This window comes from Paenibacillus ottowii (genome assembly GCF_006874425.1).
Lineage (GTDB): Bacteria > Bacillota > Bacilli > Paenibacillales > Paenibacillaceae > Paenibacillus > Paenibacillus ottowii.
In genome coordinates this window covers 531,892-557,346 of record NZ_VIJZ01000003.1, presented here as the reverse complement: position 1 = coordinate 557,346, position 25,455 = coordinate 531,892, and the positions used below count along the sequence as shown (strand labels likewise).

At 45.5% G+C, this 25,455-nt stretch carries 22 protein-coding genes and 1 pseudogene; 13 read left to right on the top strand and 10 right to left on the bottom strand.

Annotated features, from left to right (window positions below; genetic code table 11):
• Nucleotides 1–242: 242 nt before the first annotated feature.
• Nucleotides 243–650 carry a YjdF family protein gene (locus FKV70_RS09530; protein ID WP_142612684.1) on the top strand — a complete coding sequence of 136 codons (408 nt, stop codon included), beginning with the start codon at nucleotides 243–245 and terminating at the stop codon, nucleotides 648–650.
• 150 nt (nucleotides 651–800) lie between these two features.
• Here the strand turns inward: FKV70_RS09530 and FKV70_RS09525 are convergent, their stop codons facing one another.
• On the bottom strand, nucleotides 801–1,382 hold the full coding sequence (locus tag FKV70_RS09525) for a TetR/AcrR family transcriptional regulator (RefSeq protein ID WP_142612683.1): 582 nt from the start codon (nucleotides 1,380–1,382) through the stop codon (nucleotides 801–803).
• 320 nt (nucleotides 1,383–1,702) lie between these two features.
• Here FKV70_RS09525 and FKV70_RS09520 point away from each other — a divergent pair, with 320 nt between their 5' ends.
• The 5 genes from FKV70_RS09520 (at nucleotide 1,703) to FKV70_RS09500 (ending at nucleotide 5,844) form a co-directional block, all read left to right on the top strand.
• Nucleotides 1,703–2,764: an LLM class flavin-dependent oxidoreductase gene (locus FKV70_RS09520; protein WP_142612682.1), complete on the top strand. Its 1,062-nt coding sequence runs from the start codon at nucleotides 1,703–1,705 to the stop codon at nucleotides 2,762–2,764.
• 25 nt (nucleotides 2,765–2,789) lie between these two features.
• The gene (locus FKV70_RS09515; RefSeq protein WP_142612681.1) at nucleotides 2,790–3,728 is read left to right on the top strand and encodes an alpha/beta hydrolase; all 939 of its coding nucleotides are present in this window, start codon (nucleotides 2,790–2,792) and stop codon (nucleotides 3,726–3,728) included.
• Between the two features lie 294 nt (nucleotides 3,729–4,022).
• Nucleotides 4,023–4,979 (top strand): endo-1,4-beta-xylanase, encoded by a 957-nt coding sequence (locus FKV70_RS09510; protein ID WP_063211801.1) that lies wholly within the window; start codon nucleotides 4,023–4,025, stop codon nucleotides 4,977–4,979.
• A gap of 221 nt (nucleotides 4,980–5,200) precedes the next feature.
• Nucleotides 5,201–5,473, top strand: a complete 273-nt coding sequence (locus FKV70_RS09505; RefSeq protein ID WP_231116921.1) for a hypothetical protein — start codon at nucleotides 5,201–5,203, stop codon at nucleotides 5,471–5,473.
• Nucleotides 5,473–5,844: a DMT family transporter gene (locus FKV70_RS09500; RefSeq protein ID WP_142612680.1), complete on the top strand. Its 372-nt coding sequence runs from the start codon at nucleotides 5,473–5,475 to the stop codon at nucleotides 5,842–5,844. The genes FKV70_RS09505 and FKV70_RS09500 overlap by 1 nt, the downstream gene beginning before the upstream one ends.
• 108 nt (nucleotides 5,845–5,952) lie before the next feature.
• Here FKV70_RS09500 and FKV70_RS09495 read toward each other — a convergent pair whose 3' ends face one another.
• The 3 genes from FKV70_RS09495 to FKV70_RS09485 are packed head-to-tail and all read right to left on the bottom strand — an operon-like array spanning nucleotide 5,953 to nucleotide 9,588.
• Nucleotides 5,953–7,299 (bottom strand): GntP family permease, encoded by a 1,347-nt coding sequence (locus tag FKV70_RS09495; protein ID WP_142612679.1) that lies wholly within the window; start codon nucleotides 7,297–7,299, stop codon nucleotides 5,953–5,955.
• Nucleotides 7,300–7,325: 26 nt separating this feature from the next.
• Entirely contained in the window at nucleotides 7,326–8,864 is a 1,539-nt protein-coding gene (gene gntK, locus FKV70_RS09490; RefSeq protein WP_142612678.1) for a gluconokinase, read from the bottom strand.
• A complete protein-coding gene (locus FKV70_RS09485) occupies nucleotides 8,857–9,588 on the bottom strand; it encodes a GntR family transcriptional regulator (protein WP_142612677.1) in 732 nt (243 codons plus the stop codon). The genes gntK and FKV70_RS09485 overlap by 8 nt, the downstream gene beginning before the upstream one ends.
• A 214-nt stretch (nucleotides 9,589–9,802) precedes the next feature.
• On the opposite strand from FKV70_RS09485, the gene FKV70_RS09480 reads away from it, so the two are divergent.
• Both FKV70_RS09480 and FKV70_RS09475 read left to right on the top strand, forming a co-directional pair.
• A complete protein-coding gene (locus FKV70_RS09480) occupies nucleotides 9,803–11,098 on the top strand; it encodes a GntP family permease (RefSeq protein WP_142612676.1) in 1,296 nt (431 codons plus the stop codon).
• Nucleotides 11,099–11,119: 21 nt separating this feature from the next.
• Nucleotides 11,120–12,265 carry a glycerate kinase family protein gene (locus tag FKV70_RS09475; RefSeq protein ID WP_064797557.1) on the top strand — a complete coding sequence of 382 codons (1,146 nt, stop codon included), beginning with the start codon at nucleotides 11,120–11,122 and terminating at the stop codon, nucleotides 12,263–12,265.
• A 164-nt stretch (nucleotides 12,266–12,429) separates the two neighbouring features.
• Here FKV70_RS09475 and FKV70_RS09470 read toward each other — a convergent pair whose 3' ends face one another.
• Nucleotides 12,430–13,470 (bottom strand): CdaR family transcriptional regulator, encoded by a 1,041-nt coding sequence (locus tag FKV70_RS09470; protein ID WP_142612675.1) that lies wholly within the window; start codon nucleotides 13,468–13,470, stop codon nucleotides 12,430–12,432.
• 224 nt (nucleotides 13,471–13,694) lie between these two features.
• On the bottom strand, nucleotides 13,695–14,813 hold the full coding sequence (locus FKV70_RS09465; RefSeq protein WP_142612674.1) for an RDD family protein: 1,119 nt from the start codon (nucleotides 14,811–14,813) through the stop codon (nucleotides 13,695–13,697).
• A gap of 247 nt (nucleotides 14,814–15,060) precedes the next feature.
• Between FKV70_RS09465 and FKV70_RS09460 the strand changes: the two genes are divergently transcribed.
• A complete protein-coding gene (locus FKV70_RS09460; protein WP_142612744.1) occupies nucleotides 15,061–15,630 on the top strand; it encodes a GNAT family N-acetyltransferase in 570 nt (189 codons plus the stop codon).
• A 30-nt stretch (nucleotides 15,631–15,660) separates the two neighbouring features.
• On the opposite strand, the pseudogene FKV70_RS09455 reads toward FKV70_RS09460, so the two are convergent.
• Nucleotides 15,661–15,972: pseudogene (locus tag FKV70_RS09455) on the bottom strand (GNAT family N-acetyltransferase); the annotation flags it as partial.
• A gap of 160 nt (nucleotides 15,973–16,132) precedes the next feature.
• Between FKV70_RS09455 and FKV70_RS09450 the strand changes: the two are divergent.
• On the top strand, nucleotides 16,133–18,085 hold the full coding sequence (locus FKV70_RS09450) for a BglG family transcription antiterminator (protein WP_142612673.1): 1,953 nt from the start codon (nucleotides 16,133–16,135) through the stop codon (nucleotides 18,083–18,085).
• 169 nt (nucleotides 18,086–18,254) lie between these two features.
• On the top strand, nucleotides 18,255–20,252 hold the full coding sequence (locus FKV70_RS09445; RefSeq protein ID WP_142612672.1) for a PTS fructose transporter subunit IIABC: 1,998 nt from the start codon (nucleotides 18,255–18,257) through the stop codon (nucleotides 20,250–20,252).
• 74 nt (nucleotides 20,253–20,326) lie between these two features.
• Here the strand turns inward: FKV70_RS09445 and FKV70_RS09440 are convergent, their stop codons facing one another.
• Entirely contained in the window at nucleotides 20,327–21,226 is a 900-nt protein-coding gene (locus FKV70_RS09440; protein ID WP_142612671.1) for a DMT family transporter, read from the bottom strand.
• A gap of 109 nt (nucleotides 21,227–21,335) precedes the next feature.
• Here FKV70_RS09440 and pdxR point away from each other — a divergent pair, with 109 nt between their 5' ends.
• Nucleotides 21,336–22,709: a MocR-like pyridoxine biosynthesis transcription factor PdxR gene (gene pdxR, locus FKV70_RS09435; protein ID WP_142612670.1), complete on the top strand. Its 1,374-nt coding sequence runs from the start codon at nucleotides 21,336–21,338 to the stop codon at nucleotides 22,707–22,709.
• 82 nt (nucleotides 22,710–22,791) lie between these two features.
• On the opposite strand, the gene FKV70_RS09430 is transcribed toward pdxR, so the two are convergent.
• Nucleotides 22,792–23,133 (bottom strand): DUF3243 domain-containing protein, encoded by a 342-nt coding sequence (locus FKV70_RS09430; RefSeq protein WP_063211821.1) that lies wholly within the window; start codon nucleotides 23,131–23,133, stop codon nucleotides 22,792–22,794.
• A 248-nt stretch (nucleotides 23,134–23,381) separates the two neighbouring features.
• Nucleotides 23,382–24,272, bottom strand: a complete 891-nt coding sequence (locus FKV70_RS09425) for a diacylglycerol/lipid kinase family protein (RefSeq protein ID WP_142612669.1) — start codon at nucleotides 24,270–24,272, stop codon at nucleotides 23,382–23,384.
• A gap of 148 nt (nucleotides 24,273–24,420) precedes the next feature.
• On the opposite strand from FKV70_RS09425, the gene FKV70_RS09420 reads away from it, so the two are divergent.
• Nucleotides 24,421–25,287, top strand: a complete 867-nt coding sequence (locus FKV70_RS09420) for an SDR family oxidoreductase (RefSeq protein ID WP_142612668.1) — start codon at nucleotides 24,421–24,423, stop codon at nucleotides 25,285–25,287.
• Nucleotides 25,288–25,455 lie beyond the last annotated feature (168 nt).

Below are 25,455 nucleotides of genomic sequence, written 5' to 3'. Positions count from 1 at the left end.
CATGTCATCGTGTATCGAACTTATACTCAACCAGTATACTCTATTCCAGCTACACTCTAATACATATCAGCGATTAACTTGCTGTTTTCCAGTAAGGCAACTATACTTTTTCTGAGACGAAAAAACACAGTCTGGTTGGTAGTCCAGGCGCATGGACGACTCTATAATTGCAAGAGTGCCGTGTCAGTGACCTTCCCCCCTCGGGATGTCCATCGTTTCGATTTAAAATGAGGGGGATTCAAATGAAGCTTACGGTTTATCATGATGGACAGTATTGGGTTGGAGTCGTGGAGGAGCAGGACCAAGGAAAATTGAAGGCAGCCAGGTACATTTTTGGTACAGAGCCTAAGGACGAGCAAATTCTCCAGTTTATCCGTGAGGAGATGGGGGAACTTATTAGTCGGCTCTCACAAGAGGTGGCTATAAAGTCGTCTGAAACGAAGGCCAACCCGAAACGGCTAGCAAGGCAGGCAGCTTGTGAATTAAGAAGGAAGGGCGTCTCCTCCTACGCACAAGAGGCTCTAAAGTTAGAGTATGAAAAGCGCAAGCTGGAGAAGCAGGCCTACTCTAAACAGCAAAAGGAATCCACGAAGGCACGAATCAGGGAATTAAAGGAGAAAAAGGCGAAAGAAAAACATCGCGGACATTAATAAAACCTCCATACTTATCCGCAATTGCAACGCATGTTTTTAGCTCGGCATATGTGAAAACATGTGTTACACACACAAAGGGCACCCAACTGGGTGCCCTTTAAACTGTCGTATAGAGATTGCTATCCGCTAAAATGAATCCATTCCAAATTACTTAAGCAGTGTCAGTGTTACTTCTATTGTATTATCAATAAATGATCGCTCTGGACGAGACTTTATCATGACGGTCAGACCAATTAACGATACAACTAATGCCTGTGATACAGCCTTCGCATCTAGTCCGATCTCAAGCTCACCTGATTGTATACCTCGTTCAATGGTTTCTTGAAAAATGACCGCTAGGTACATTTGATGCTCCCTTGTAAGAATTTCAAACTTCTCATCATGGGGAGCAAGTTCAACCATTGTATTAATGCAAAAGCATCCTCTTCTAGGATTTTCCGCATACTCCTCTTCAACCACACCCTCAAAAAAAGTACGAAATGCTTCTTTTACAGATGGCATGCTTTGAAGTTTGGTTCGGATCAGAGAAGCACGGGACATCGTGTATTTGCGTAGCGCGGCTTCGAACAATTCTTTTTTGCCTCCAAAAGTGGAATATATACTGGGGCGTTGAATTTCCATTCTGGAGGTCAAATCACTTAATGAGGTGGCTTCATATCCCTTTTCCCAAAATATTTGCATAGCTGCATCTAAAACTTTCTCTTCGTCAAATTCGCGGATTCGTCCCATAACAATACCTCTCGTTACTCATGATTTTATTCTTAATGGCTCCATGTATCTGATTATAATGTTCAGTGGCATTTATTTGATTACCAATTGGTACGTTATTATCTTATGATTAGTCCTTGAAATTGTCAAATGAAGGTTGGCCTTTCCCGAAAAGGGGAGTGAATATGAAAGAATAATCAAAGTGGATTTACTATGATTGTTGACAGTATTCTTTTTTGTGAGTTATATTTACTGAGATAAATAACTTACCGATTGGTATGATATTTTATTGTTATTCAATTGGCACACAAAGAAAGCTATTAGAACGGGAGAGATGGACCGTGGAGATAGGTATTACCTCGTTTGTAGAGACAAAGCCTGATGTTCAGACAGGCGAAGTGATAAGTCACGCACAGCGGTTGCGTGAAGTTGTCGAGGAAATTATCCTTGCTGATCAAGTGGGACTTGATGTGTTTGGTGTAGGTGAGCATCATCGAAAGGATTATTCGGCATCTTCACCAGCAATGGTGCTGTCTGCGGCTGCAGCGCAGACGCAACGGATTCGGCTAACCAGTGCAGTGACGGTGCTTTCTTCAGCTGATCCGGTGCGCGTTTTTCAAGACTTTGCTACGCTGGATGGTATTTCAAATGGACGTGCCGAGATTATGGCGGGTCGGGGTTCTTTTATTGAGTCTTTTCCTCTGTTCGGCTATGACTTGGATGACTATGATGAGCTGTTTGAACAACATTTGGAACTTCTCCTTAAAATACGCGATTCCGAAAAAGTAATCTGGAAGGGCGGTCATCGGCCAGCCATTAACAATTTGGGCGTGTATCCCCGGCCAGTTCAGAATCCTTTACCAATATGGGTAGGTAGCGGGGGGAGGCAGGATTCTGCTATTCGTGCAGGTCTGTTAGGACTGCCCTTGATGTTGGCGATCATTGGAGGGAACCCGATAAATTTTGCACCGCTTGTCCAGCTTTATAAGAAGGCAGCAGCGCACGCTGGTCATGATGAATCGCAGCTTAGGGTTGGGTCGCACTCGATAGGATTTGTCGGAGAGAATAATGAGCGAGCGGCAGATACATATTTCCCCTCTACGATGGCAGGTATGAATAGATTGGGTAGGGAGCGAGGCTGGGCGCATTATGATCGTTCTAGCTATGATGCCGCGCGCAGCTTTGAAGGTGCGCTGTATGTTGGCGATCCCGAGACGGTTGCTCAGAAGATCATTCATCTTCGCAAGCATGTTGGTGTTACACGCTTTATGCTGTATGTTCCGTTAAGCACGATGCCGCATGCCGAGGTGATGAGAGCCATTGAGCTACTTGGAACAGAGGTAGCACCGCGAGTGCGGAAGGAAATAGCCGAGTGGGAAGCGGAGACGGAAAAAAGACTATAAAAAACCTAACATAGGAGTGATTCGCATGGATTTTGAAAGTCGTTTGTTACCAGAATTAAGGTCAGTAATGACACAATTTCCCGGTTTTCAACTGGAGGAGAATTTAGAACTGAGCAGAAGTTATTTGTCGAGTCCGCCTATTGAGCAGTCGGAACACGTGCGCACGACAAGCCGGATGATTCCGAGCGTTGCAGGCGAGATATTAGTCAAAATCTACGAACCTGCCCAGAGAACTGACGTTAAGCTTCCGGCCATGCTGTGGATTCACGGGGGAGGCTATGTAATGGGGCATCCTGATATGGACGATGCTTTGTGCGAACGCTTCGTGCAGGCGGCTAATTGCGTCGTCGTATCGGTCGATTATCGACTTGCTCCCGAGCACCCCTACCCAGCTGCCATCGATGACTGTTATGCCGCTTTGACGTGGATGACCGATGAAGCTGAGCTGCTGGGCATCGACTTGGACCGGGTCGCGATTGCTGGTGCAAGCGGGGGTGGCGGTCTAACTGCAGCACTTGCTTTAATGGCTCGTGACAAAGGCGGACCGGCCCTTATCTTCCAAATGCCGCTATATCCGATGATCGACGACCGCAATGTTACGGCATCGAGTCATGAAATTACGGCCGATAATGCACCATGGAGCCGGAAGAACAACTTGACGGCCTGGAACATGTACTTGGGTAATCGTACCGAAGATAGCGAGGTTTCCCCATATGCGGTGCCGTCGAGAGCAGAAAGCTTGGCTGGTCTGCCGCCGACCTACACGTGCGTAGGGCAGCTCGATCTATTCCGAGATGAGACGATCGAATATGTGGCACGCCTTGCTCAAGCGGGCGTTGACGTCGAATTTCATCTGTATCCCGGCACATTCCACAATTTTGAAGGGATGGTTCCTCAAGCAGAAGTAAGTCAACGCGCCAGCCAAAGTTATGTAGACGCGATTGCAAGAGCGCTTAATCCTTAAATAATTAAGGAGCGTTCTTCAGGTGATATGCTCCCAAGAAGATAGACAGGTTGAATAATAAAACCTGCTACTGTGAAGGGAGTATATCACTTTTCGCAGCAGCCTTTTGTTATCGTTTCAGAGTTGTTTGGGATTCGTGTTGTGGCTGTTCTGCAATGATGTAAGATTTTTCGGGTAAAATCTATACTTTCACATGTAGCAGAAAACAACTATTCATTCTTATAATTGGAAATGTAAGCGCTTAAATTATTGAGGAAGAGTATTATCAAATTATACGTGTGAGGAGGAGATTTTATGTTAAGAATGAAAGTGGGCAAGCTGGTGAGCAGTTTGGCGCTGGCGGGTGTGTTGTTATCATCTGTTCTGGTCAACCAGGCTGATGCTGGCCTGGCAAATGGAAGCAAATTTCTGGGGAATATCATTGCGGGCAGTGTCCCTCCTAGTTACGGGACATACTGGAATCAAGTGACGCCGGAGAACTCGACTAAGTGGGAATCGGTTGAAGGCAGTCGTAACAACATGAACTGGTCGCAGGCGGATACCGCCTACAATTATGCCCGTAGCAATGGTTTCCCGTTCAAGTTCCATACGTTGGTATGGGGTGCCCAGGAGCCAGGATGGGTTAAAGGACTGTCGGCTGCTGATCAGAAAGCAGAAGTGACTCAGTGGATTAAAGCAGCAGGTCAGCGCTATCCGAATGCGGCGTTTGTAGATGTGGTGAATGAGCCGCTGCATCAGAAGCCGTCCTACCGCAATGCCATTGGTGGTGACGGGTCGACCGGATGGGATTGGGTCATATGGTCGTTTCAACAGGCTAGACAAGCTTTCCCGAATGCCAAACTGCATATAAATGATTATGGTATTATCAACGACCCTTCTTTAGCCGACCAATATGTCAATATTATTAATCAGCTCAAGAGTAGAGGCCTGATTGACGGTATTGGCATTCAATGCCACCATTTCAGTATGGACAACGTCTCAGTCAACACGATGAATACTGTACTAAATAAGCTGTCGGCGACCGGGTTACCGATCTATGTGTCGGAACTGGATATAACTGGGGATGATAATACTCAACTTGCCAGATACAAAGAGAAGTTTCCAGTCCTTTGGCAAAACCCCTCAGTGAAGGGAGTTACGCTTTGGGGGTATATCCAAGGACAAACTTGGAAAGATGGTACACATCTGCTGAACTCTAACGGCACGGAACGTCCTGCGCTCCAATGGCTGAGACAGTATCTGAAGAGATAAGCTATAGGTGGCACTTAAAACCCAACAGATGCGGACTTTTGCTAAATATCCGAGCTGGGTAGTTGTTTATTTGAAGAAGTCTTGGCTGAAATGTTACACGCCCAAGGCTTCTTTTTATTTAGCTTAAACGTATCAAAATCTAATCCAAGCAATTAGGCTTACATACCTAACCCATAACTTTAAATTCACTTGGAATAAAACCGTCTGGACGGTATAGTTAAATGGGAGGCGATCAGGATACCAATGACTTATTTACCGCCCTTTCAGCAGCACAATTTACGAACCCTCACATGCTCAAGCGGCTTCAAGATGAGTATTCGAATATCCAAAATAAAATCGAAAACGACGAATTAAATCCGGTTCGTTCTACGATCGTCCGATTAGCTATCGACGGTTTGTGGTTTGCCGAAATGTTCGGACTCGCTCTTCCCAATGAAGAACTGAAGCAAAAAATTATAGAAGAATTAAAGACGTATATAAAGGAGAATGAATGATGGCTTATCTTTTCTTGGCAATCTCTATTGCTACTGAGCTTATTGGTACTTCAATGCTTAAAGCTTCAGAAGGTTTTACGCGATTGTATCCGACTTTATTCACGATTGTCGCGTTTGTAGTCTCTTTCTTCTTTATTTCACTAACCCTCAAGACACTTCCTCTTAATATGACTTATGCCATCTGGTCAGGGGTAGGGGCTGTTGCTACAACCGTGATTTCAGTAATGATTTGGAAGGAGAAAATCAACACGGGTAGTATCGTAGGGATTGCTTTAATTGTTATTGGCGTGGTGGTATTAAACCTATTTGGTGCAGGACATGGTGAGGCCAAAGGAATAACAGAAGCAACCAGTTCAATCGTCCAAAAATGAAATAATTTAATATCACTCCAGTTCGTAAAAAGGCGGTAGCTCCTCACTTACAGACTTAGAGGATTCTAAGAAAGATAAGTAGGGGAGTTACCGCCCAGAAATCATGGTTTATACGAATAAACTTAGAATTAAGATGAATCCTAATCCGGCTACAGAAATGATGGTCTCAAGCAAAGTCCAGGTGGCAAAGGTTTCTTTCATGCTTAGACCAAAGTACTCTTTAAACATCCAGAACCCGGCATCGTTAACATGTGAAGCTATTAAACTACCTGCTCCCGTAGCAAGCACAACCAAAGCAAGATTAACGTCAGATTGTCCTAGCATCGGAATCACTAAACCAGAGGTTGTTAAAGCTGCCACAGTTGCAGAACCTAAAGAAATACGTAAGATTGCAGCGATGATCCAGGCCAGCAGAATGGGTGATAATGTGGTTCCGTTGAATAAATGGGCTACATAGTCACCTACACCGCCATTAATCAGTACTTGTTTGAACGCCCCGCCTCCCCCAATGATCAAGAGCATCATCCCAATATGAGTAATAGCAGTTGTGCAGGAGGCCATTACATCTTTGATTGGAATTTTTCTTGCTAGTCCCATGGTATAAACGGCAACCAATAAGGAAATCAGCATGGAAGTGGATGCATCCCCAATAAAACGGATTGCTGCCAGTAAACTGTTATCCTCAAATCCCATTGTTTTTTGAAGCAAAGTAATAATTGTAGCAACCGACATTAAAATAACAGGAAGCATTGCAGTAAATACACTGATTCCAAATCCAGGGGTTTCCTCGGGCTTAAATACCTTTTGCTCACCTAAAGAGGCGATATTACCGGCTTTCGTAAATGAAGCAGGCACGAGTTTTTTGGCAAGCTTCGTAAATACAGGTCCCGCCAAAATAACGGTTGGAACAGAGATAATGAAGCCATAAAGTAAAACCTCACCAAGGTTCGCGCCATACTCACCAGCAATCACGGTTGGTCCTGGATGTGGCGGTAAGAAGCCGTGTGTTACAGATAAAGCAGCGACCATCGGAATACCAAGATATAAGATAGAAACCTTTAGTTCTTTTGAAATGGCAAACACGATGGGAATCAACAATACTAATCCTACTTCAAAAAATAACGCTATCCCGATAATGAATGAAGCTGCTACGACAGCCCATTGAATATTTTTTTCACCAAATTTGTCAACGAGGGTCATGGCAATTTTTTGGGCACCCCCGGAATCCGCGATCAACTTCCCTAACATCGCTCCAAGTCCAAAAATTAACGCTAAGTGACCCAGTGTTCCGCCTAATCCGGCTTCAATGGTTTTGACAATTTCCTCTAATGGCATTCCAAGTGCTAAGGCCACGCCGAACGATACAATGATTAAGGAGATAAAGGTGTTTAATTTGAAGCCCATAATTAAAACGAGTAATGCTAAAATTCCAATCGCTACAACGACTAATGGCATTGTAATTACCTCCTGTGTTTATCCTTTTAGTGTTTAATTAAGCTTCTTTGATAATTGGCAATTCGTTTATAATCCTCTTCTAATACTCTGGACATGTTAATAAAAATCGGCAGCAGCTTCTTGTACTCCTTGGTTGCTTCTTCTTTGGGTGCATGTTTGTTGGTACTGCCAATCATTTCAGAGACAACTTCAAATGACTGGATTTTCCCGGTGGCATACATGCCCAGAATACATGCTCCTAGACAAGAACTTTCGTAGCTTTCTGGAACGACGACCTCAGATGAGAAGATATCCGACATCATTTGCCGCCAAACAGCTGACCTTGCGAAGCCTCCTGTAGCTTGAATTCGGGTCACGGGACCGTCCATGCATTCGGTTAAGGCCAAAAATACGGTGTACAAATTGTAAATGACTCCTTCTAGAGCTGCGCGGATCATATGTTCTTTTTTATGTGACATCGTTAAACCGAAAAATGAGCCACGTACGTCTGGATTCCACAATGGCGCACGTTCACCAGCAAGGTAGGGGTGAAATAACAGCCCATCAGATCCTGGTCTTACACGTTCGGCAATCTTGGTCAGTACATCATAGGGATCAATGCCTAGTCGTTTCGCTGTTTCTACTTCAGATGAGGCAAGCTCGTCACGAATCCAGCGAAGAACCATCCCGCCATTGTTTACCGGTCCGCCAATGACCCAGTGCTTTTCCGTTAAGGCATAACAAAATATTCTTCCTTTTTCGTCCGTTTGCGGCTTGTCTATAATGGTTCGTATGGCGCCGCTTGTCCCAATGGTGACGGCAACTTCGCCTTTTTGTATCGCATTAACACCTAGATTAGAGAGAACTCCATCGCTGGCTCCAATGACAAATGGTGTTTGTGGGTCGATCCCCATCTCTTCTGCTAAATCTGAGTTACAGTCGGTAAATATTTTGGTTGTGGGCACGAGCTCAGACAATTGAGAAGGGGTTATACCCGCAATTTTTAAGGCTTCTTCATCCCAATCCAGCTTTTCGAGATTCATCATACCCATCGCTGAAGCCAGGGAATAGTCAACAACATATAGATCAAAGAGCTTTTTGAAAATATATTCTTTAATCCCGATATACTTTTTAGCCTTGATAGCGATTGCAGGAAGGTCGTTCACAATCCAGGCTATTTTCGTTAAAGGTGACATGGGGTGAATGGGTGTTCCTGTTCGTCTATAGACCTCTTGGCCATTCAACTCATCCTTTATATGATGTGCCCATGCTTCGCTGCGATTATCTGCCCAAGTGATACAAGGCGTAAGTGGTTGATCATGTTCATTCATGGCAATGACACTATGCATGGCACTGCTAAATGAAACAAACGATAGCTTTTTTTGTGAGTGATGTTTCATGATATTCGAAGTCGCTTGTAGGACTGCTTGAAAAATCTCCTCGGGATTTTGTTCAGCTGTCGCTATATCTGGTGTATAAAGCGGGTACCCGATATTTTCTTGTTGGATAACTTCGCCTTTTTCACTAAATAAAACAGCTTTTGTACTGGTGGTTCCGATATCTATACCTAACATGTAGTTAGTCATTTTGTGGCACGACTCCTTTGGACAGCAGTTGTTGGGACATCCATAAGTCTTCTACTTTACCTTGAACATCATCAAAATTTTTGTGTAAAGACTTAATCATAAGATCTCTATCTTTTGCCTGGATTGCTTCAATATAAAGCTCGTGATTTTTTACTATTCGTGCAAAGTCTTCATACTTTTCTTTGAAGCGCATACGCATCGACAACAGGATAAGGCTTTCCATCACGGGCTTTAAATTATTCCAGATCATCAGGATGTATGAATGATTAACTGCACGAATAATCGTTTCATGGAACAAGACATCTTGATATGAAAATTCATCGGCATCGCTATATTTGACCGCGACCTTCATCATTTCGAGTATTTTACTAAGTTCCTTTGCTAAATCATTCGTGTCCATCTTTATAAGACGTTCAAATACGAAGGATTCTATGAGTAGACGTACATCATAAATTTCTTCTATTTCTTTTTCCGATAGACCCATAACAACGGCGCCCATTCTTTCCAAGCGGATGATATTCTCGGATGCCAGTATTTTTAACGCTTCACGAATGGGTGAGCGACTTACAGCAAAATCAGCAGCTAATTTATTTTCAGATAGTATGGTACCGCTTTCAACCGAGCCGGAAATAATACGCATTCTAAGCTCAGATGCTACACGATCACCAGTAGAGGCTTTTAAAAGCCATTTGGAGGGATATAGGAAATCACTAGATTGATCCATAAATTCACCTTCTCATTAATCAAGTATACTTGTATACAAGTATTATAATCTAAAATTTTAAATTTGCAAGCGTATTCATTAAATTGTTTTTGTAAGCTAGTTCGGTTTTTTTTGTGCAAATGCACAATCAATTTCGTCTGTTCTTCAATATAATTCACACGCTGCAGTCGATATAATGAAAGCGTAATCAAAAATTGCCCGGGGGGTTAGACAGATGGAAGGGTTAACGATCAGTTGGATAGGGGCTCTGGCAGGGCTGGCTATTGCAATTATTTTGATATTGAGAAAGCTGAATCCGGTTTACGCTTTATTTTTGGGAGCAATTGTAGGCGCTTTATTGGGCGGAGCTAATCTGGAGCAGACGATCAGCGTGTTGATTAGTGGTACGCAAAGTGTAATGGGGACGGTCATTCGTGTGCTCGCGGCAGGTGTATTGGCAGGCGTGATGATGGAGTCTGGGGCAGCGGAGACGATTGCGCAGGCTATCGTAAAGAAGTTTGGTGGCAGTAAAGCGATCCTTGCACTGGCGTTAGCGACGATGATTATTACAGCAGTAGGCGTATTTATTCCCGTCGCAGTGCTAATTGTGGCACCTATCGCTTTGTCGGTTGGGAACAAAATGGGGATTTCCAAGCTGGCTCTCCTGCTGGCCTTGTCTGGCGGCGGAAAGGCGGGGAACATTATTTCCCCAAATCCCAATACGATTGCGGCGGCGCGCGGGTTTAATCTGGATTTAAGCCACGTGATGTTGGCGGGTGTGGTGCCTGCGATATGCGGATTAATCATGACTGTTCTGGTGGCGTCTATGTTGAAAAACAAAGGTGTGAAGGTGTCCGACCAGGATACGATGGACAGTGATGTCGATACGTCGAAGTACCCGGCATTGGGACGAGCGATTGTAGCTCCATTGGTAGCTGTTATTTTGCTGATGATTAATCCGATTGGCTCTATCTCTGGCATTGAAGCCCTGTCGAATTTCAAGGTCGACGCGATGTACATTTTGCCAATCGCCGGGATTGTCGGTATGCTGGCCATGGGACAAGGGCGCAATATTTTGAAGTATTCAGCTTCCGGTTTGAATAAAATGACGGCAACCGTGCTCATCTTGATCGGTGCGGGCGGGATTGCGGGTCTGATCTCTGCCTCTAATTTATCTGCTCAGGTAGTTGGTTTGATTGAAGCTTCGGGAGTTTCTGGCACATTTTTGGCACCGCTTGCAGGCATTCTGATGGCGGCAGCCACAGCATCGACCTCGACGGGCGTTATATTGGCGACTGGCTCGTTTGGTGAAGCCATTTTGAACATGGGGACAGCCCCGTTAGCTGCCGCTGTAATGGTGCATACAGGAGCTACCGTCATCGATTCCCTACCACAGGGCAACTATTTTCACGTTACAGCAGACAGTATGAAAATGAGCATTAAACAGCGGATGGGACTGATCCCCTATGAAGCTATTGTGGGCGGAACCATGGCGATTGTAGCCACAATATTGTATGGATTCTTACTTTAATATTCACGATGGGGTGACACAATGAGAGAGAAGACATTTGTACTAGCACCGGACTCTTTTAAAGAGAGCATGACGGCTAAAGAAGTGTGTATTGCAATGGAAAAGGGACTGCGCAAGGTCTATCCGACAGCCCATTATGTCCACGTTCCGATGGCTGACGGCGGTGAGGGAACAGTACAGTCACTGGTGGATGCAACAGGCGGACAGCTTCGTTACATGGAGGTGACTGGGCCGCTTGGAGAACCTGTAACTGCTGCATATGGCTTGCTCGGAGACGGCACCACTGCGGCAATTGAGATGGCATCTGCTAGCGGAATCCATCTGGTCAATCAGGACAATAAAAACCCGTTAAAGACAACAACCTACGGCACGGGAGAGTTAATCCGTGAGTGTCTGAACCAGGGGATTCGGAAAATTATCATTGGCATTGGCGGAAGCGCGACGAATGATGGCGGTACAGGTATGGCAGAAGCGCTAGGGGCTAAATTTCTGGATGCAGCAGGGAGTACTCTTCCACGTGGCGGCGGCAGCCTGGGCGAGCTGGCTAGTATTGATATTTCATCCCTGGACGACCGCTTGCAGCAGGTGCAATTGATTGTAGCCTGTGATGTGACAAATCCGCTGTGCGGAGAGCATGGGGCTTCCCGTGTATTTGGCCCACAAAAAGGTGCAACGCCGGAAATGGTGCAGCAATTGGATGCCAATCTCGCCCATTATGCAGATGTGGTGAAGCAGCAACTAGGCAAGGATGTGCGTGATCTCCCAGGCGCGGGTGCAGCAGGCGGATTGGGTGCAGGCCTATTGATTTTTACTCAGGCGACGCTGCAAAAGGGCATTGAAATCGTGATTGAATACACGGGCTTAAAGCAGAAGCTAGCCACGGCTGACATTGTTTTGACGGGAGAAGGCGGTATTGATTTTCAGACCAAATTCGGTAAAACTCCATATGGAGTAGCTCAGGCAGCTAAAGAATCCGGCAAAAAGGTCATTGCGATTGCAGGTTATATCGGGGAAGGGATCGACACGCTATACAAGGAAGGGATCGATGCGGTGTTTGGCATCGTACCTGGAGCCTCGGAGCTGGGTAAGTTGCTGGCCGAAGGGCCGCAAAATGTAGAGCGTACGTGCGAAAATATTGCAAGAGTACTTCAATTCAGTGAGAAATGAACGAATTGATTGGTGAGGATTATAAGTGGCATCATACTAAAAAGATATAATACGAGCGCTCGCCTGTAATCCCGGTTTCTTTAGCCAATGAGATTGGGTATGAGAAACTCGGAAGTGACGGCGAGCGAAAACTATCACAGCGTGATATGACGTGCCACGGCAGTTCATTGATACAGCGCCAATAGTCCGTGTGTAAGCTCAAAAAGCTGAAGGAGATTGCGAGGATCTTTGCCAGTTAAGGTATGGATGCGCTTCAGGCGATATTGCAGTGTATTTCGGTGAATGTTTAATTCATCTGCGGTAAAGGAGACACTGCCATTATGATTAATAAAGCTTCGCAGCGTATCCAGCAAATCCCCGGTATCTTCCAGCTTGCTGACTAGACTGATCGTGTTGGTCAGGTTGGTTTGGCTTAATTTGACGAGAAATTCAACCTCTGCAAAAGAAACGATCTGCACAGGTAGGCGCAGTGCCAGTACAACATTCATAGCGGACTTGGCTTGCATATAAACATCTGCAATACTATGCTCTTGTCTGCTGATGGCAATCAGCACATCAGGATGGCTGCGTACAAGGGGTTCCAGCAGCTTGGCGGTCGGTTCCTGATTTTGCATCAGGATAAGATAGCTGCCTTCCTCCATACGAAAGGATGGATGCTTCATGAATATATTGGACAATTCAGCTAAATGAGCAGGATCAGAAGGAAGATGCTTTATATATACGGCCGAAGTTTTGAGAAGCAAATCAATGTGATATTGAGCAGCTTCTTTTTTTATTTTTTGGGTGTAGGCTCCCTGATGATTTAGCAGCATCTCCAGTACAGATTTTTTGCGGTTAGCCTCGTGGGCCAGATGTTCCAGGGAAATACGCTGTTCAATCAGGAGAGACACCGTAGTTTTAACAATATTGCAAAAAGGACGCACTTCGTCGGGATTGCCTGAAATACCAATGACACCGACTAGCTCATGATGGATAACAATCGGTTCATTGGTTCCCTTTTTCTCATAGTGCCTATCCTGCCATACTTCAATCATTTTCCCGGTTTCGAGCGCCTGAACAGCTCCTTGGTGAATAGTTCCAACTCGTTCACGCTCGCCGCTGCCAATAATGATGCCTTGTTCATTCATAATATTAATGTTGTACGGAATATCCTTCATCATTTTGTCTACGATGTCTTGGGCTTGTCTTTCGGAGAGCGGAAACAAATCAGGATTCCTCCTTTAGCTCATGATGTAAGGTGTTTTACTGCATTTCATATTTGAAAGGGCTTCCAATTTATTGTGCATCTGAACAACATAATAAAGCAGGACGCCGAACATGTCAGCCTATTTTATCATAGTTGTGAAGAATAGTTGTACGCAAAAAACAGGGCTCCAATCCAGGAGCACCTGTCTTTTGTGTCTCATTCTTTCATCAGCCGTCACACTGTCTAAGGGCGAACCTCACGGAAGCTATAGGTAATATCATGAAGTTCTTTCTTCAAACGGCTATATTTTGATGCAGGTGTATACGCGATGATCTTGTAGAAATTATTTTCAGTCTCAATAATGGCTACATGAGTGACATAATGGTTTACATCCTTCTGTCCTTTAATTGTGAACTCAATGGCCGGATATCCTTGAATCGTGGTGTTGGATGAAGGCCCTACTGTAGAGAGATTAAACATTTTAGTCATGTTGTTTTGAACTTTCTCTGTGTAGTACTGGAGCGTCACATTACCTAATTTCTCTTTTGAACTGGAGAGTACGATAACAGACTTCTGAATGTACGGATTGAATATCGCAATACCTTCTTGTTCTTCCTGGTCCGGGTTTGTTGACCAATCTAACGGGGCTGAAATCTGAAATCGCCCATCTTTACTTACATAGCTTTGCTCCTGCTTGGTTACTGGAGCTTCAGGGAGACTGTAGTGGTTTTCCAGGATAAAAGCGGCATTTACAAACGAAGCTCCCAAGATCACCATGGCGGTAAAAAATATGAAGAGCGACCATCTCATTGCCTTTTTGCTAATCGGCTCTAAATCCCGTACCTTTACGACATATGTACCTGCAGCTAAATCACCAATTCGTTGTCTTGATGCAGTCACTAACACGCTGATACCAGCAGGTAGGGAACCCATTAGCAACGGATTGGTGTCTATTAACCTGAGTAGCGTGCGAATGAGTGATTTAAGAAAACCAGGAGGCTTTCCTTCTCCGTTAACCGCCTTGATACGAAAAACGAATTTGCCAAGCGTATAGCCTGTGAAACCCTCCAAAAGCAAATAATAGCAGAAGAAAGCTATAATCAGAATGCAACGGGTGGCAATTGCTAAGGGCAACAGCCATCTGTCTGTTATTTGAATGACGGAGATAAAGAAACAAAAATACCCGATTACAAAAAATATGAAATCAAAAAGGGTTGCTCCCCAACGTCTAAACAAAATAGACGAACCGTAGGTTTTTGATATTTCGGCCATTCTGTTTGTTTCTCCATAATTTTGCCCATGCCGAATGTACCTCTCTCTTGCTGTTGCCTGTGAAGTCTGTGGTAAGTGCTGGTCTTCCAAATCATACACCTCATTTTAATAATCCATAATTTAAAAACATCCTCCTTATATAACGGTCATTTCATCATCCATGTTTAGGAAAACATTTTATAAACAAGGAACTAAATATAAATATTCCTTTAGAGGCATTCTTTCATTTACTTTATAATTAGAAGAAGCAAGCAATGATAATCGAATATTGAACTTAGGAGGTGTAGGCATGCAAGAGAATCTGGGAAAGGTTAACAAGGGGACGGGTGGTGAGAATGTGAAACATGAGTTTCCGGTTATAACAACCGAACGCCTTGTATTACGAAAAATGGTAGCAACGGACAGCAAGGACATGTTGGAATACTTTTCAGATGAGCAGGTGATGAAGTTCTACGGGCTGAGCCCATTTGAGTCTGAAGAGGAGGCACTGGATGAGATCCGTTGGTATGATCGGATTTTTGAGACAGATCAGGGAATCCGCTGGGCTCTTCAAACGAAGGAAGGTAAAATCATCGGTTCCTGCGGATTTCATAACTGGGATCAACGCCATCACCGAGCAGAAATGGGTTATGAATTGTCCAGAGCCTATTGGGGCCAAGGATTAATGTCAGAGGTACTTACAGCAGTAATCGATTATGGGTTTAATACCCTCTTCTTGAACCGCATTCAGGCACTAGTAGAGCCGGAGAATACACAATCCTTGCGTTTGCTTGAAAAAGCAGGCTTTCGGCAGGAAGGAATTCTGTCTCAGTATGAATTTACGTGCGGGAAATATGATGATCTTTACATGTGCGCACTGCTTAAATCAGAATATATCAATCGTTATCGTCGAACACAAGCTCTTTAACAATGTACGAGGATGAGGGAGCGGGAGAAACCGATGATTATCTGTAATGACTTCGAGCCATAGCTGCTGGCAGTTCTCGGCGATGGCTGTTTGCTTATGCAATTCCAGTAGCTTGTCGCTAATACCCTGACCACGGTAAGTCGGAGCGATGCACAGCGTGCCACAACGCATGGTCTTGTACCCGTCAAACTGCCGAATACCGCCGAGAATTAAGCCGATCGGCTGATCTCCATCCATGGCAAGGAAAGAGTGTTTTCGTGAATTGCCCTCTGGACCGAAAAAACGTGCCGCGAAATCGTCCTGTTCCATGCTGACTTCATTGCATCTCAAATAGGTGATCACTGTTCTTCCTACTGAAAATCCAGTATATTGGGATTGTCTTATTATATACTCGTATGTTGCTGTAGGGTTACAATTAGTATATCGATAAGCTAATATAAAGCTAATAAAATATAACCCGATGTGCCTGAACATTCTTTATGTTGGAAGATGGGAGATTGGAATGAACCAAAGGCAAGTAGAAATTTTCCGCAAGTTGTTAACTGAATCGAACCGACTCTGGTTAGTGCAGGATTTGGCTGATCAAACGGATTGCTCTGAAAAGACGATCCGAAATGATCTAAAAGTAATTGAAGAATATCTGGTCAAGCACTCCCATGCCAATCTGGTGAGAAGACCGGGGCGCGGCATTTATTTGGAGATTAGTGAAGCGGAGCAGGCTGATTTATTCCACCGATTGTATGCAGGCGATCGTACAGCCCAGCATAAATCGGATGAGGAGAGGATGCTGCATCTCGCCTATAGGCTCTTGATGGATGCCAAGCCTGTAACTATACAAGATTTGGCCTCCCAGTATTATGTGAACAAAACGGTGATTCGCAGAGATATGGAAAAGATAGATGACTGGCTGCACAGCTTTGATCTTGCCTTGGTCACCAAGCAGCGCGTAGGCTTGACCATCCAAGGCACAGAGAAAAACAAGCGGATCGCTTTGGCGCGGATGAACCAGCTGATTGATAGTCCTGAGTTAACGGGACAGATGATGCGCAAGCAGTTTGAGCCGCACGAGATTGCGACCATTAGTCATGAATTAAAAGCATTTCAAAAACATCACGGACTCAGCTTTACGGACGAAACTTTTGAGGGTTTAATGCTCCATATTCTCTTAATGGTCAAACGAACCAAGCTGGGGCAACCTATCTCTCTCTCCGAGCAAGACCTTGTCTTTTTGCAGGAGAAAGTTGAATTTACATGGGCAACTTCGTTTTTACAGCAGCTGCAAAAGCTGTTTTCCGTACCTTTTTCCAAGGAAGAAACGGCCTATCTAACGCTGCATTTGCTGGGCGGAAAATTCCGCTATCAGCAAGAGGATAGACAGGGGAAGTATAGCGATCTGGCCGATAGTCACCCGCTTTTGCCTAAAATGATTGAGCAGCTAATCCGGCGGATGTCAGAGCTGAATATGATTGACTTTTCCAGGGATAAGATGTTGCTGAAAGGACTGCAAGTCCATTTATATACGACCCTGAATCGGCTTCAGTATGGGTTGACGGTGTCCAATCCTATGCTGGCTGAGATCAAGAAGATGTACCCTTACATGTTCGATCGGGTTATTATTACGCTGGAAGAGGTAGGGAATTTGATCGGGTTATCGTTCCCTGAGGAGGAAGCGGCTTATTTAACGCTACATTTTCAGGCTTCTGTGGAGCGGCTTCACCAGAAGGAGAGCCATCCTCAGAGGGCCATCATCGTGTGTCACATGGGCATCGGTATGTCTCAGTTGCTTCGCACAAAGGTTGAGCGTAAGTTTCCGGCTGTACATGTGGAGACGACCCTTTCGAAGGCAGAAGTCAAGGATTATCTGGCAACCCAGGAGGTGGATCTCATCATTACAACCGTGGCTCTCCCAGAGCTGAGCGTTCCCCACATTTTGGTCTCTCCATTACTGGATGCCAAGGATGAGCGCCAACTGGAGCAAGTAATCAGACGACTGGATGAGCCGGAATCTAGAGCGGCAGATGAATCTGTGTTTTTTAAGTACACAACACCCTTTTTAGTCTTTCCTCAGCAAGAAGTGCAGCGTCCAGAACAATTGATTTCCAAGCTGGCGCAAATACTGGAGGACAAGGGATATGTGGAGACAGGTTATGTGGACAGTGTATTGGCGCGAGAGAAAATGTCAGCTACGACGATTGGAGGAGGCATAGCCATCCCGCATGGCGGCTCTGAGTGGATAAGACAATCCTCCATTGTAATCGCTACCTTAAAGAAACCACTTATTTGGGGAACCGAGAAGGTGGGGCTTGTGTTCTTGCTTGCGGTAAAACAGGATGGGCGGGAAGAAATGCGGCGGTTATTTAAGGAATTGTCCCTAATCAGTGAGCAGCCAGCTCTAGTTCATGCCTTATCTAAGGAGACCGATGCAATGAGACTGTTAGGAAAGCTAAAGGGATAAACTAAATTTAAAGCATTATTTTGGAACAGGACTTACAGATAAGTCCTGTTTTTTTGCCGTTATTATTCTGTTTTTCCGAAAGTTCCGGTAAAAAGTTCGCCCGATAACCTCAAAAAAGGCGGTTATACTATGAATGTAAGCGGAAACATCAGAGAGAAGGGGAATGACTATGAAGATCTTAGCGATTACCTCATGTCCTAACGGAATTGCACATACGTATATGGCAGCTGAGAATTTGCAAAAGGCAGCAGCTAAGCTGGGTATCGAGATGAAGGTTGAGACACAAGGCTCCATTGGAGTGGAGAATCAACTAACTGAGCAGGAAATCCGTGAAGCGGATGGCATTATTATTGCAGCGGATAAGACGGTGGTCAAAGATCGCTTCGTCGGCAAGAAACTGCTGGTCGTCGGAGTACAGGATGGGATTCGTCGTCCGGAAGAATTGATCCAGCGGGTGATGAAGGGGAATGTGCCTGTGTACCAGGCAGAGTCACGTGTCTCCGATGCTAGCTCGCAGGAGAACAAACCGAAGCAAAATCCTATCTACCGCCACTTAATGAATGGTGTATCCTATATGGTGCCTTTCATCGTCATCGGGGGTTTGCTTATTGCCATTGCGTTGACGATTGGCGGTGAGAAGACACCAGGCGGTTTGGTAATACCGGACGGTTCATTTTGGAAGACCGTTCAGAATATCGGTTCGGCTTCGTTTACCTTTATGATACCCATCCTGGCTGGATTCATTGCGATGAGTATTGCGGATAGACCGGGGCTTGCACCTGGTATGGTTGGCGGATTCATTGCTGCGAATGGCAGTTTTTATGGAAGTGAAGCGGGAGCGGGATTTATTGGCGGAATTATCGCTGGTTTCCTGGCGGGTTATGTTGCACTGGGTATTCGGAAATTGAAGGTTGGGCGAGCGTTACAGCCGATAATGCCTATTATCATTATCCCTGTGTTGTCATCTTTAATTGTAGGATTAATCTTTGTCTTTATAATCGGTTCTCCAGTCGCACATTTGTTTGAAGCCTTAACAGGTTGGCTTGCAGGTATGCAAGGTACAAGTTCAATTCTATTGGCACTGATTTTAGGAGCGATGATCTCCTTCGATATGGGGGGTCCGGTCAATAAAGTAGCATTTTTATTCGGCTCGGCTATGATTGGTGAAGGGAATTACGAAATTATGGGGCCGATCGCCGTTGCCATTTGTATTCCACCGATTAGCATGGGGCTTGCAGCAATGATCAACAAACGTAAATTTGCACCGGCGGAACGTGAAGCTGGGAAGGCGACATTCACAATGGGGCTATTCGGTATTACTGAAGGGGCAATTCCTTTCGCAGCGCAAGATCCATTGCGGGTTATTCCCAGCATCATGGCAGGGTCCATGGTCGGTTCGGTCATTGCGATGCTTGGGAATGTAGGAGATAAGGTAGCACATGGTGGACCGATTGTAGCCGTCCTTGGTGCGGTGGACCATGTGTTGATGTTCTTCATCGCCGTTATTGTCGGCGCAGCTGTCTCGGTTCTTCTGGTGAGCCTGTTGAAAAGAGATATTACAACGGCCAATCCGGTTGTTGCCGGAGAGGCGATATCTGAAAATTCTGCGGCAGTAACGGAACAATCTACGATGACTACAACTGCCGCCGCCCCATCAGTTTCACCAACTGTAAATAGCGAGCCGGAAGTATCTTCGCAAGCGATTCACATTGAGAAGTTGACGGATATAGTAACGATGGATCTGATTAATCTGGACCTGGAAGGAGCGACCCAGGATGCCGTGATTGATGAAATGATCGGAACCCTTGAGAGAACTGGAGCCGTAAGTTCCGCCGGTGATTTTAAACAGGCCATATTGGATCGAGAGAAGGAAAGTTCGACAGGCATTGGAATGAATATTGCCATCCCTCACGGCAAATCGGAAGCTGTTCTGAAGCCAAGCGTGGTCTTTGGAGTGAAGCGGAGCGGAGTAGACTGGAAAAGCCTGGACGGAAGTGAAGCGAAACTGATCTTCATGATTGCTGTTCCGCGTAATAGCAAGGATAATGCACATCTCAAGGTGCTGCAAATGCTGTCCCGTAAACTGATGGATGATCGTTTTAGAGAGGCGCTTCTGGCGGTTACTACAAAGGAAGATGCATATGAATTGTTGGGTCAGGTACATTAATACTATGCGTTAAGAACAGGGGGTTCCCGAAGTTACAGTAGGGAGCCTCTTTTTTAAGAACGGCGTTACGAGAGTCAGCGGCGTTTATGGTGTGACATGAGCAGGATACCAAGGAAGATAAAGCCTGTACCTGCCAGATGAGCAAATGAGAAAGATTCACGGAGGATGATATAGGACAACAGCAGTGTACTAACGGGAATACATCCCGTGTATACAGCGGCCGTACTAGCCGGTACCCTTGAGACGCCCCGGAACCATAAAACGTAGGATAATGCTGTGACAAAGATACCGTAATACAAGACAAGTCCAATCTCCCCTGTACTAACTTGTTTAAAATCGAACTGTCGGGCTTCCCCGAAAGAACATGCCATAAACATAAGCATTGAAAAGAGTGTTATGTACATGGTTCCAAGCAGGGAAGAGACATCGCTGGATAGCATTTTGCGTAATACCGTTAGTGCCGCTTCCCCGAACACAGCAAACAGAACAAGCAACATGCCAATAAATGAGGTTGCATTGGGGGTATTAAACCGGAGTGCTGCTAGATGAGGCACTTGCAGTGCCAAAACACCGAGCAGCGAACAGGCAATGCCGAGTCTGGGACGCAGCGAAATTTTTTCTCTCAGCAGTACATATGAAAGAAGGGCCACGATAGCAGGGGTCAAACTTGTTAGAATTCCACTTTCGGAAGCAGAGGAGTAGGCCAGCCCGTATAGCATCAGAACCCGGAAGAGAAACATGCCGATCAAGGCTTGAATGAACAAAATTAGTGCATCTCGTCTACTGATCCTAAATGAGGTTTTCTTAATGAACACTATGGGCACTAAGAATAGAAGGGCAACGGCTAGACTGGCTGATTGCGATAAAAAGACAGGCAGCTGCATTACGACCAGTTTACCTACTACCACAGAACTGCCAACGATAAAGGTTGCAACCACTAATTCCATGTAAGTCGAAAAGGTAGGCTTGTTCATTTCATGTCACCTCTTGTACAGATATTGATATATACTGTAGCAATAGAAATTGGGCACTTGTAGATCCAATTGAACAGGTTTTTGACAGTACCGCTTGAGGAGGCAGCCTATGTGGATCTCTATCGATAAAAATATGACAGTTCCGATGCTGCGTCAGGTGTATCAGGCCATAAGGGATCAAATTTTAACCGGAGAACTGCGGGCAGGATATAAGCTTCCTTCGACTCGGGTACTGGCCTTACAGCTGAATGTCTCCCGTAATGTTATTCTCGAAGCTTATGAAATGCTGCTGGCTGAAGGTTTAGCCATTGCACGCCCGGGTTCAGGCACCTATGTAGCCGAGGGGGCTGTTCTTCCGGGTTACGTATCCACACCGCCTGTTGAAATGCCAGAGCCTGCAATGAATGCTCTATGCTCAAATGAGCAGTCGACCATTTCCTTCCGGACAGGCCTTCCTGCACTGGATTTGTTCCCACGCAAATCATGGGCCGATTTGCTTCAGAGCGTATGCAAAGAGGCTCCTGATCTCGCATTGGGTTATGGCGACCCTGCTGGAGAACTGGAGCTACGAAGGGAACTGGCCGACTATTTGGTTCATACCAGAGGAGTGAAAGCAAGACCAGAACATATTGTAATCACGAGCGGAGCAGTGCAAGCGATTCAGTTGGTCACCCGTCTGCTGCTGACCGTGGGCGACGAGGTTCTGGTCGAGGAACCGACGAACGAAGATTTGAGAAGGATTTTGTCGGCTACAGGGGCAACTCTACGAAGCATGCCTGTGGATGATTTGGGAATGCTAACAGCCGATTTACCGCAAAAAGGGTGCCCCAAACTGGCATATCTGACACCTTCGCACCAGTTCCCTTTGGGAGGCATCCTGCCAATCCAGAGAAGGATCGAGCTGATTCAGTATGCAGCCCGGACAGGGTGCCTGCTGCTCGAGGATGATTATGACAGTGAATTCCGATATGATGGCGGACCTGTTCACTCCTTGCAAAGTCTGGACCCGGAACGGGTACTATACGTTGGGACGTTTAGTAAAATCTTGTTTCCTGCCTTGCGGATCGGTTATATTGTTCTTCCACCATCACGAGTTGCTGATTTTATCCGTTTGAAGCAACTGGCAGATTACCAGACGGCGAGCCTGGAGCAAATTGTGTTGAGTCGGTATATCAGGAAGCGACTCCTTCATAATCATATACATAAGATGAAGAAAGTATATGCCAAGCGTCGTCAAGTGCTGATCAATAGCCTTGAGCAGCACTTTGCAGGGCAGTACAGAGTGTGCGGCCGAGCGGCGGGTCTACATTTAGTAGCAGAGTTTCAGTTTCTGTTCCGAGAGGATTTACTGAATTGTCTCCGTAGCCAAAATGTGTTTGCGGTACAGCTTGAAGGGAACCGGCTGCTCATGGGCTATGGACATCTACATGAAAGCGAGATACGCGAAGGGGTTCGCAGAATTTGGAACGCGCTTCAACGATAGTAAACGCAAGAGCAGTCTATCCTTGGATGAGGACAGACTGCTCTTTTATAGTAAGATATCATTTTTCATACATTATCTATTCCTAAGAGGATTGAGCTACGCGTACTAGCATATGAGCAAGCGCGTGCTGCTGCTCTTTGTCTCCTACCTTCCATAATTCCTGAAGGAGCTTCTCTTCGCTGTTTCGCGGTTCTTCCTTGGCTGCCAGATATCCCGCGATCTTCTCCGCTGCTTTTGCCATTACTTCTTCATTCAATCCGATTTTTTGAGCCATTTCAATTTTGTCGCTCAAATAACTTTTGAATGAATCAAAGCTGCCCAAAATGTCATCCTTTTTGCTGTCATCTATCCGATTTAGTGCGTCATCCACCTTGTTCAAGGCCACTTCGCCTTCCTTATTTACAACATGATTGTGCTCTGACATCTCTAACGCCTCCTCAAGATTGTTTTCTAGGATAAGGGCTGCTTACGGTACAGTAGTACTTACCCCAGCTAACCAAGATGAAAACGGTGAGAAGCAGAATGCAAATCAACGATTTACCCAGCTTAAGCTGAAGAGCATGACAACTATAATCCCAAGTCGGCAAAAATATATGTACAACGTACCTATTTAATCTATGAGGAAAACGGAGCGAGTGTAAGCCTTAGGGTCTGAGACGGGCACTGTATTACTTAGGTCTCCTCAGGTACAATCACCTCGATATGACGCGGTATAATACCCAGCTCGATAGGCAAAGATGGTCCTTCCTCACCATCTACATTCGTACTGACCGATGCTGCGGAACGGACACTTACATGCTTTGCGGTAAAGTAAACGACATCTTTATGATCCTTCAGGTTGCCTAAAAATAAGGATATGCCGGCTGTCATTGTGTTCAATATATTGAGGCTTTTGAAAATAAAGCAGTGAAGTAGGCCATCATCAACGGCAGCCCCGGGCGCCAGTTTCTCGAATCCGCCAACTGAGTTGGTTAAGGCAGCAAGAAAGAGTGGGGATTCGCCTTCCCAGGTCTTGTCATCGTAGCGGACGATAAGCGGGTGGGCAGGATGGTTGATCAGTTCTTTCATGCCTTCTTTAAAGTAGGCCAATGTGCCAAACATGGATTTATCGTCTGACGACACAGCGGATAGCGATTCGGCAAGCGAGCCAGTGGCAACAACATTGGCAAACATCTGTCTGTTTAAGAGTCCCATATCCACGGCTTTCACGCGAGTAGAAGTGAGTGCATGGGTTGCCAGTTCGGGACTTAGTGGAATTTGTAAGGCACGTGCAAAATCATTGACGGTCCCAAGAGGGATGACCCCCAGTTTTGGACGATGATCTTGATCCATGAAACCGTTAATGGTTTCGTGAAGCGTACCATCTCCACCAAGGGAAACGACAAGATCATAAGCCTCCTGACATGCAGTGATGCAAAAACGGGTGGCATCAAGTTTTTGTCCCGTCTCTTTGATTGTAACGGCGTATCCTTGCTTATATAGAATGTCTTCTACGTTTCTGACATGTTGGAGGGATTCTTCTTTGCCGGAAGAGGGATTTACAATGACCATAGCATTCTTCATATACATATTCCTCTCTTTAGGAAGGGTTTGGGTTACCAAGGTTACCAACCCTTACCCGAAAAGCATACCTTTAGACTCTAAATTAGACATGTATCATATTTTTAGTTACTATATAAAAGTAAATAAAATACTGAATGGAGGATTTCGTATGAAAATCGCATTAACAGGAGCAACAGGGCAGCTGGGTTCCATTGTGGTAGATACATTGCTTGCATCTATCCCGGCAAAAGATCTTATTGTTAGCGTAAGAAATCCGGAAAAGGCAGAAGAGTTACGTAATCGTGGCGTTGACGTTCGTCATGGCGATTTTGATAAACCGGAAACGCTCGATCAAGCATTTGCCGGTGTAGATCGGCTGTTGATTATATCTGCAGACGGGGATAATGATACTAGAATCCGTCAGCATAAAGCAGCTGTTGATGCTGCTGTGCGTGCGGGAGTAGGCTTCATCGCGTATACTAGTGCGGCCAATGCCGCTGACAGCACTCTATTCCTTGCACCCGTACATCGTATTACGGAGGAATTCATTCGCGAGTCGGGTATTCCTTACTCCTTCTTGCGTAATAACTGGTACCTTGAGAATGAAGCAGGCACGATCCAATCTGTACTTGCGGGAGCTCCATGGCTAACTTCGGCAGGGTCCGGTAAAGTGGGTTGGGCTGCCCGCGCCGATTATGCGCAAGCGGCTGCGGCCGTGTTGTCTGGCGAAGGGCATGAGAATACAATCTACGAGCTTTCTGGTAAGCCGATAACTCAAGAAGAGTTGGCAGCGATACTTGCTGAGGTTCTGGGTAAAGACGTTCCTGTACAGCAGGTGGACGATGCAGCGTATGCCGAGGTTATGCTCGGTGCGGGAGTCCCGGAAGGTGCCATCCCTATTGTGGTCGGCATTCAACAAGCGATTCGCGAAGGAGCCTTGGATGTCGTAAGCAATGACTTCGAGAAGCTGTTGAAACGTCCGCTGACGCCGCTTAAGCAAGGAATTAGTGAACTGATCAAGCAAATCCAAGCATAATAAACGAATCTTAAAAACGGATGCTGCCTAGAAAGGTTGGCATCCTTTTAGTTATATTCATGAGTGGCATCATTGTTGATTATCCAATATACTTGTATGGAACTGAAACTCCAAGGTAGGCTTGGAGGCAAGCTTGATCTATTTAAAGAAGATGAGCACAGCAGTAGA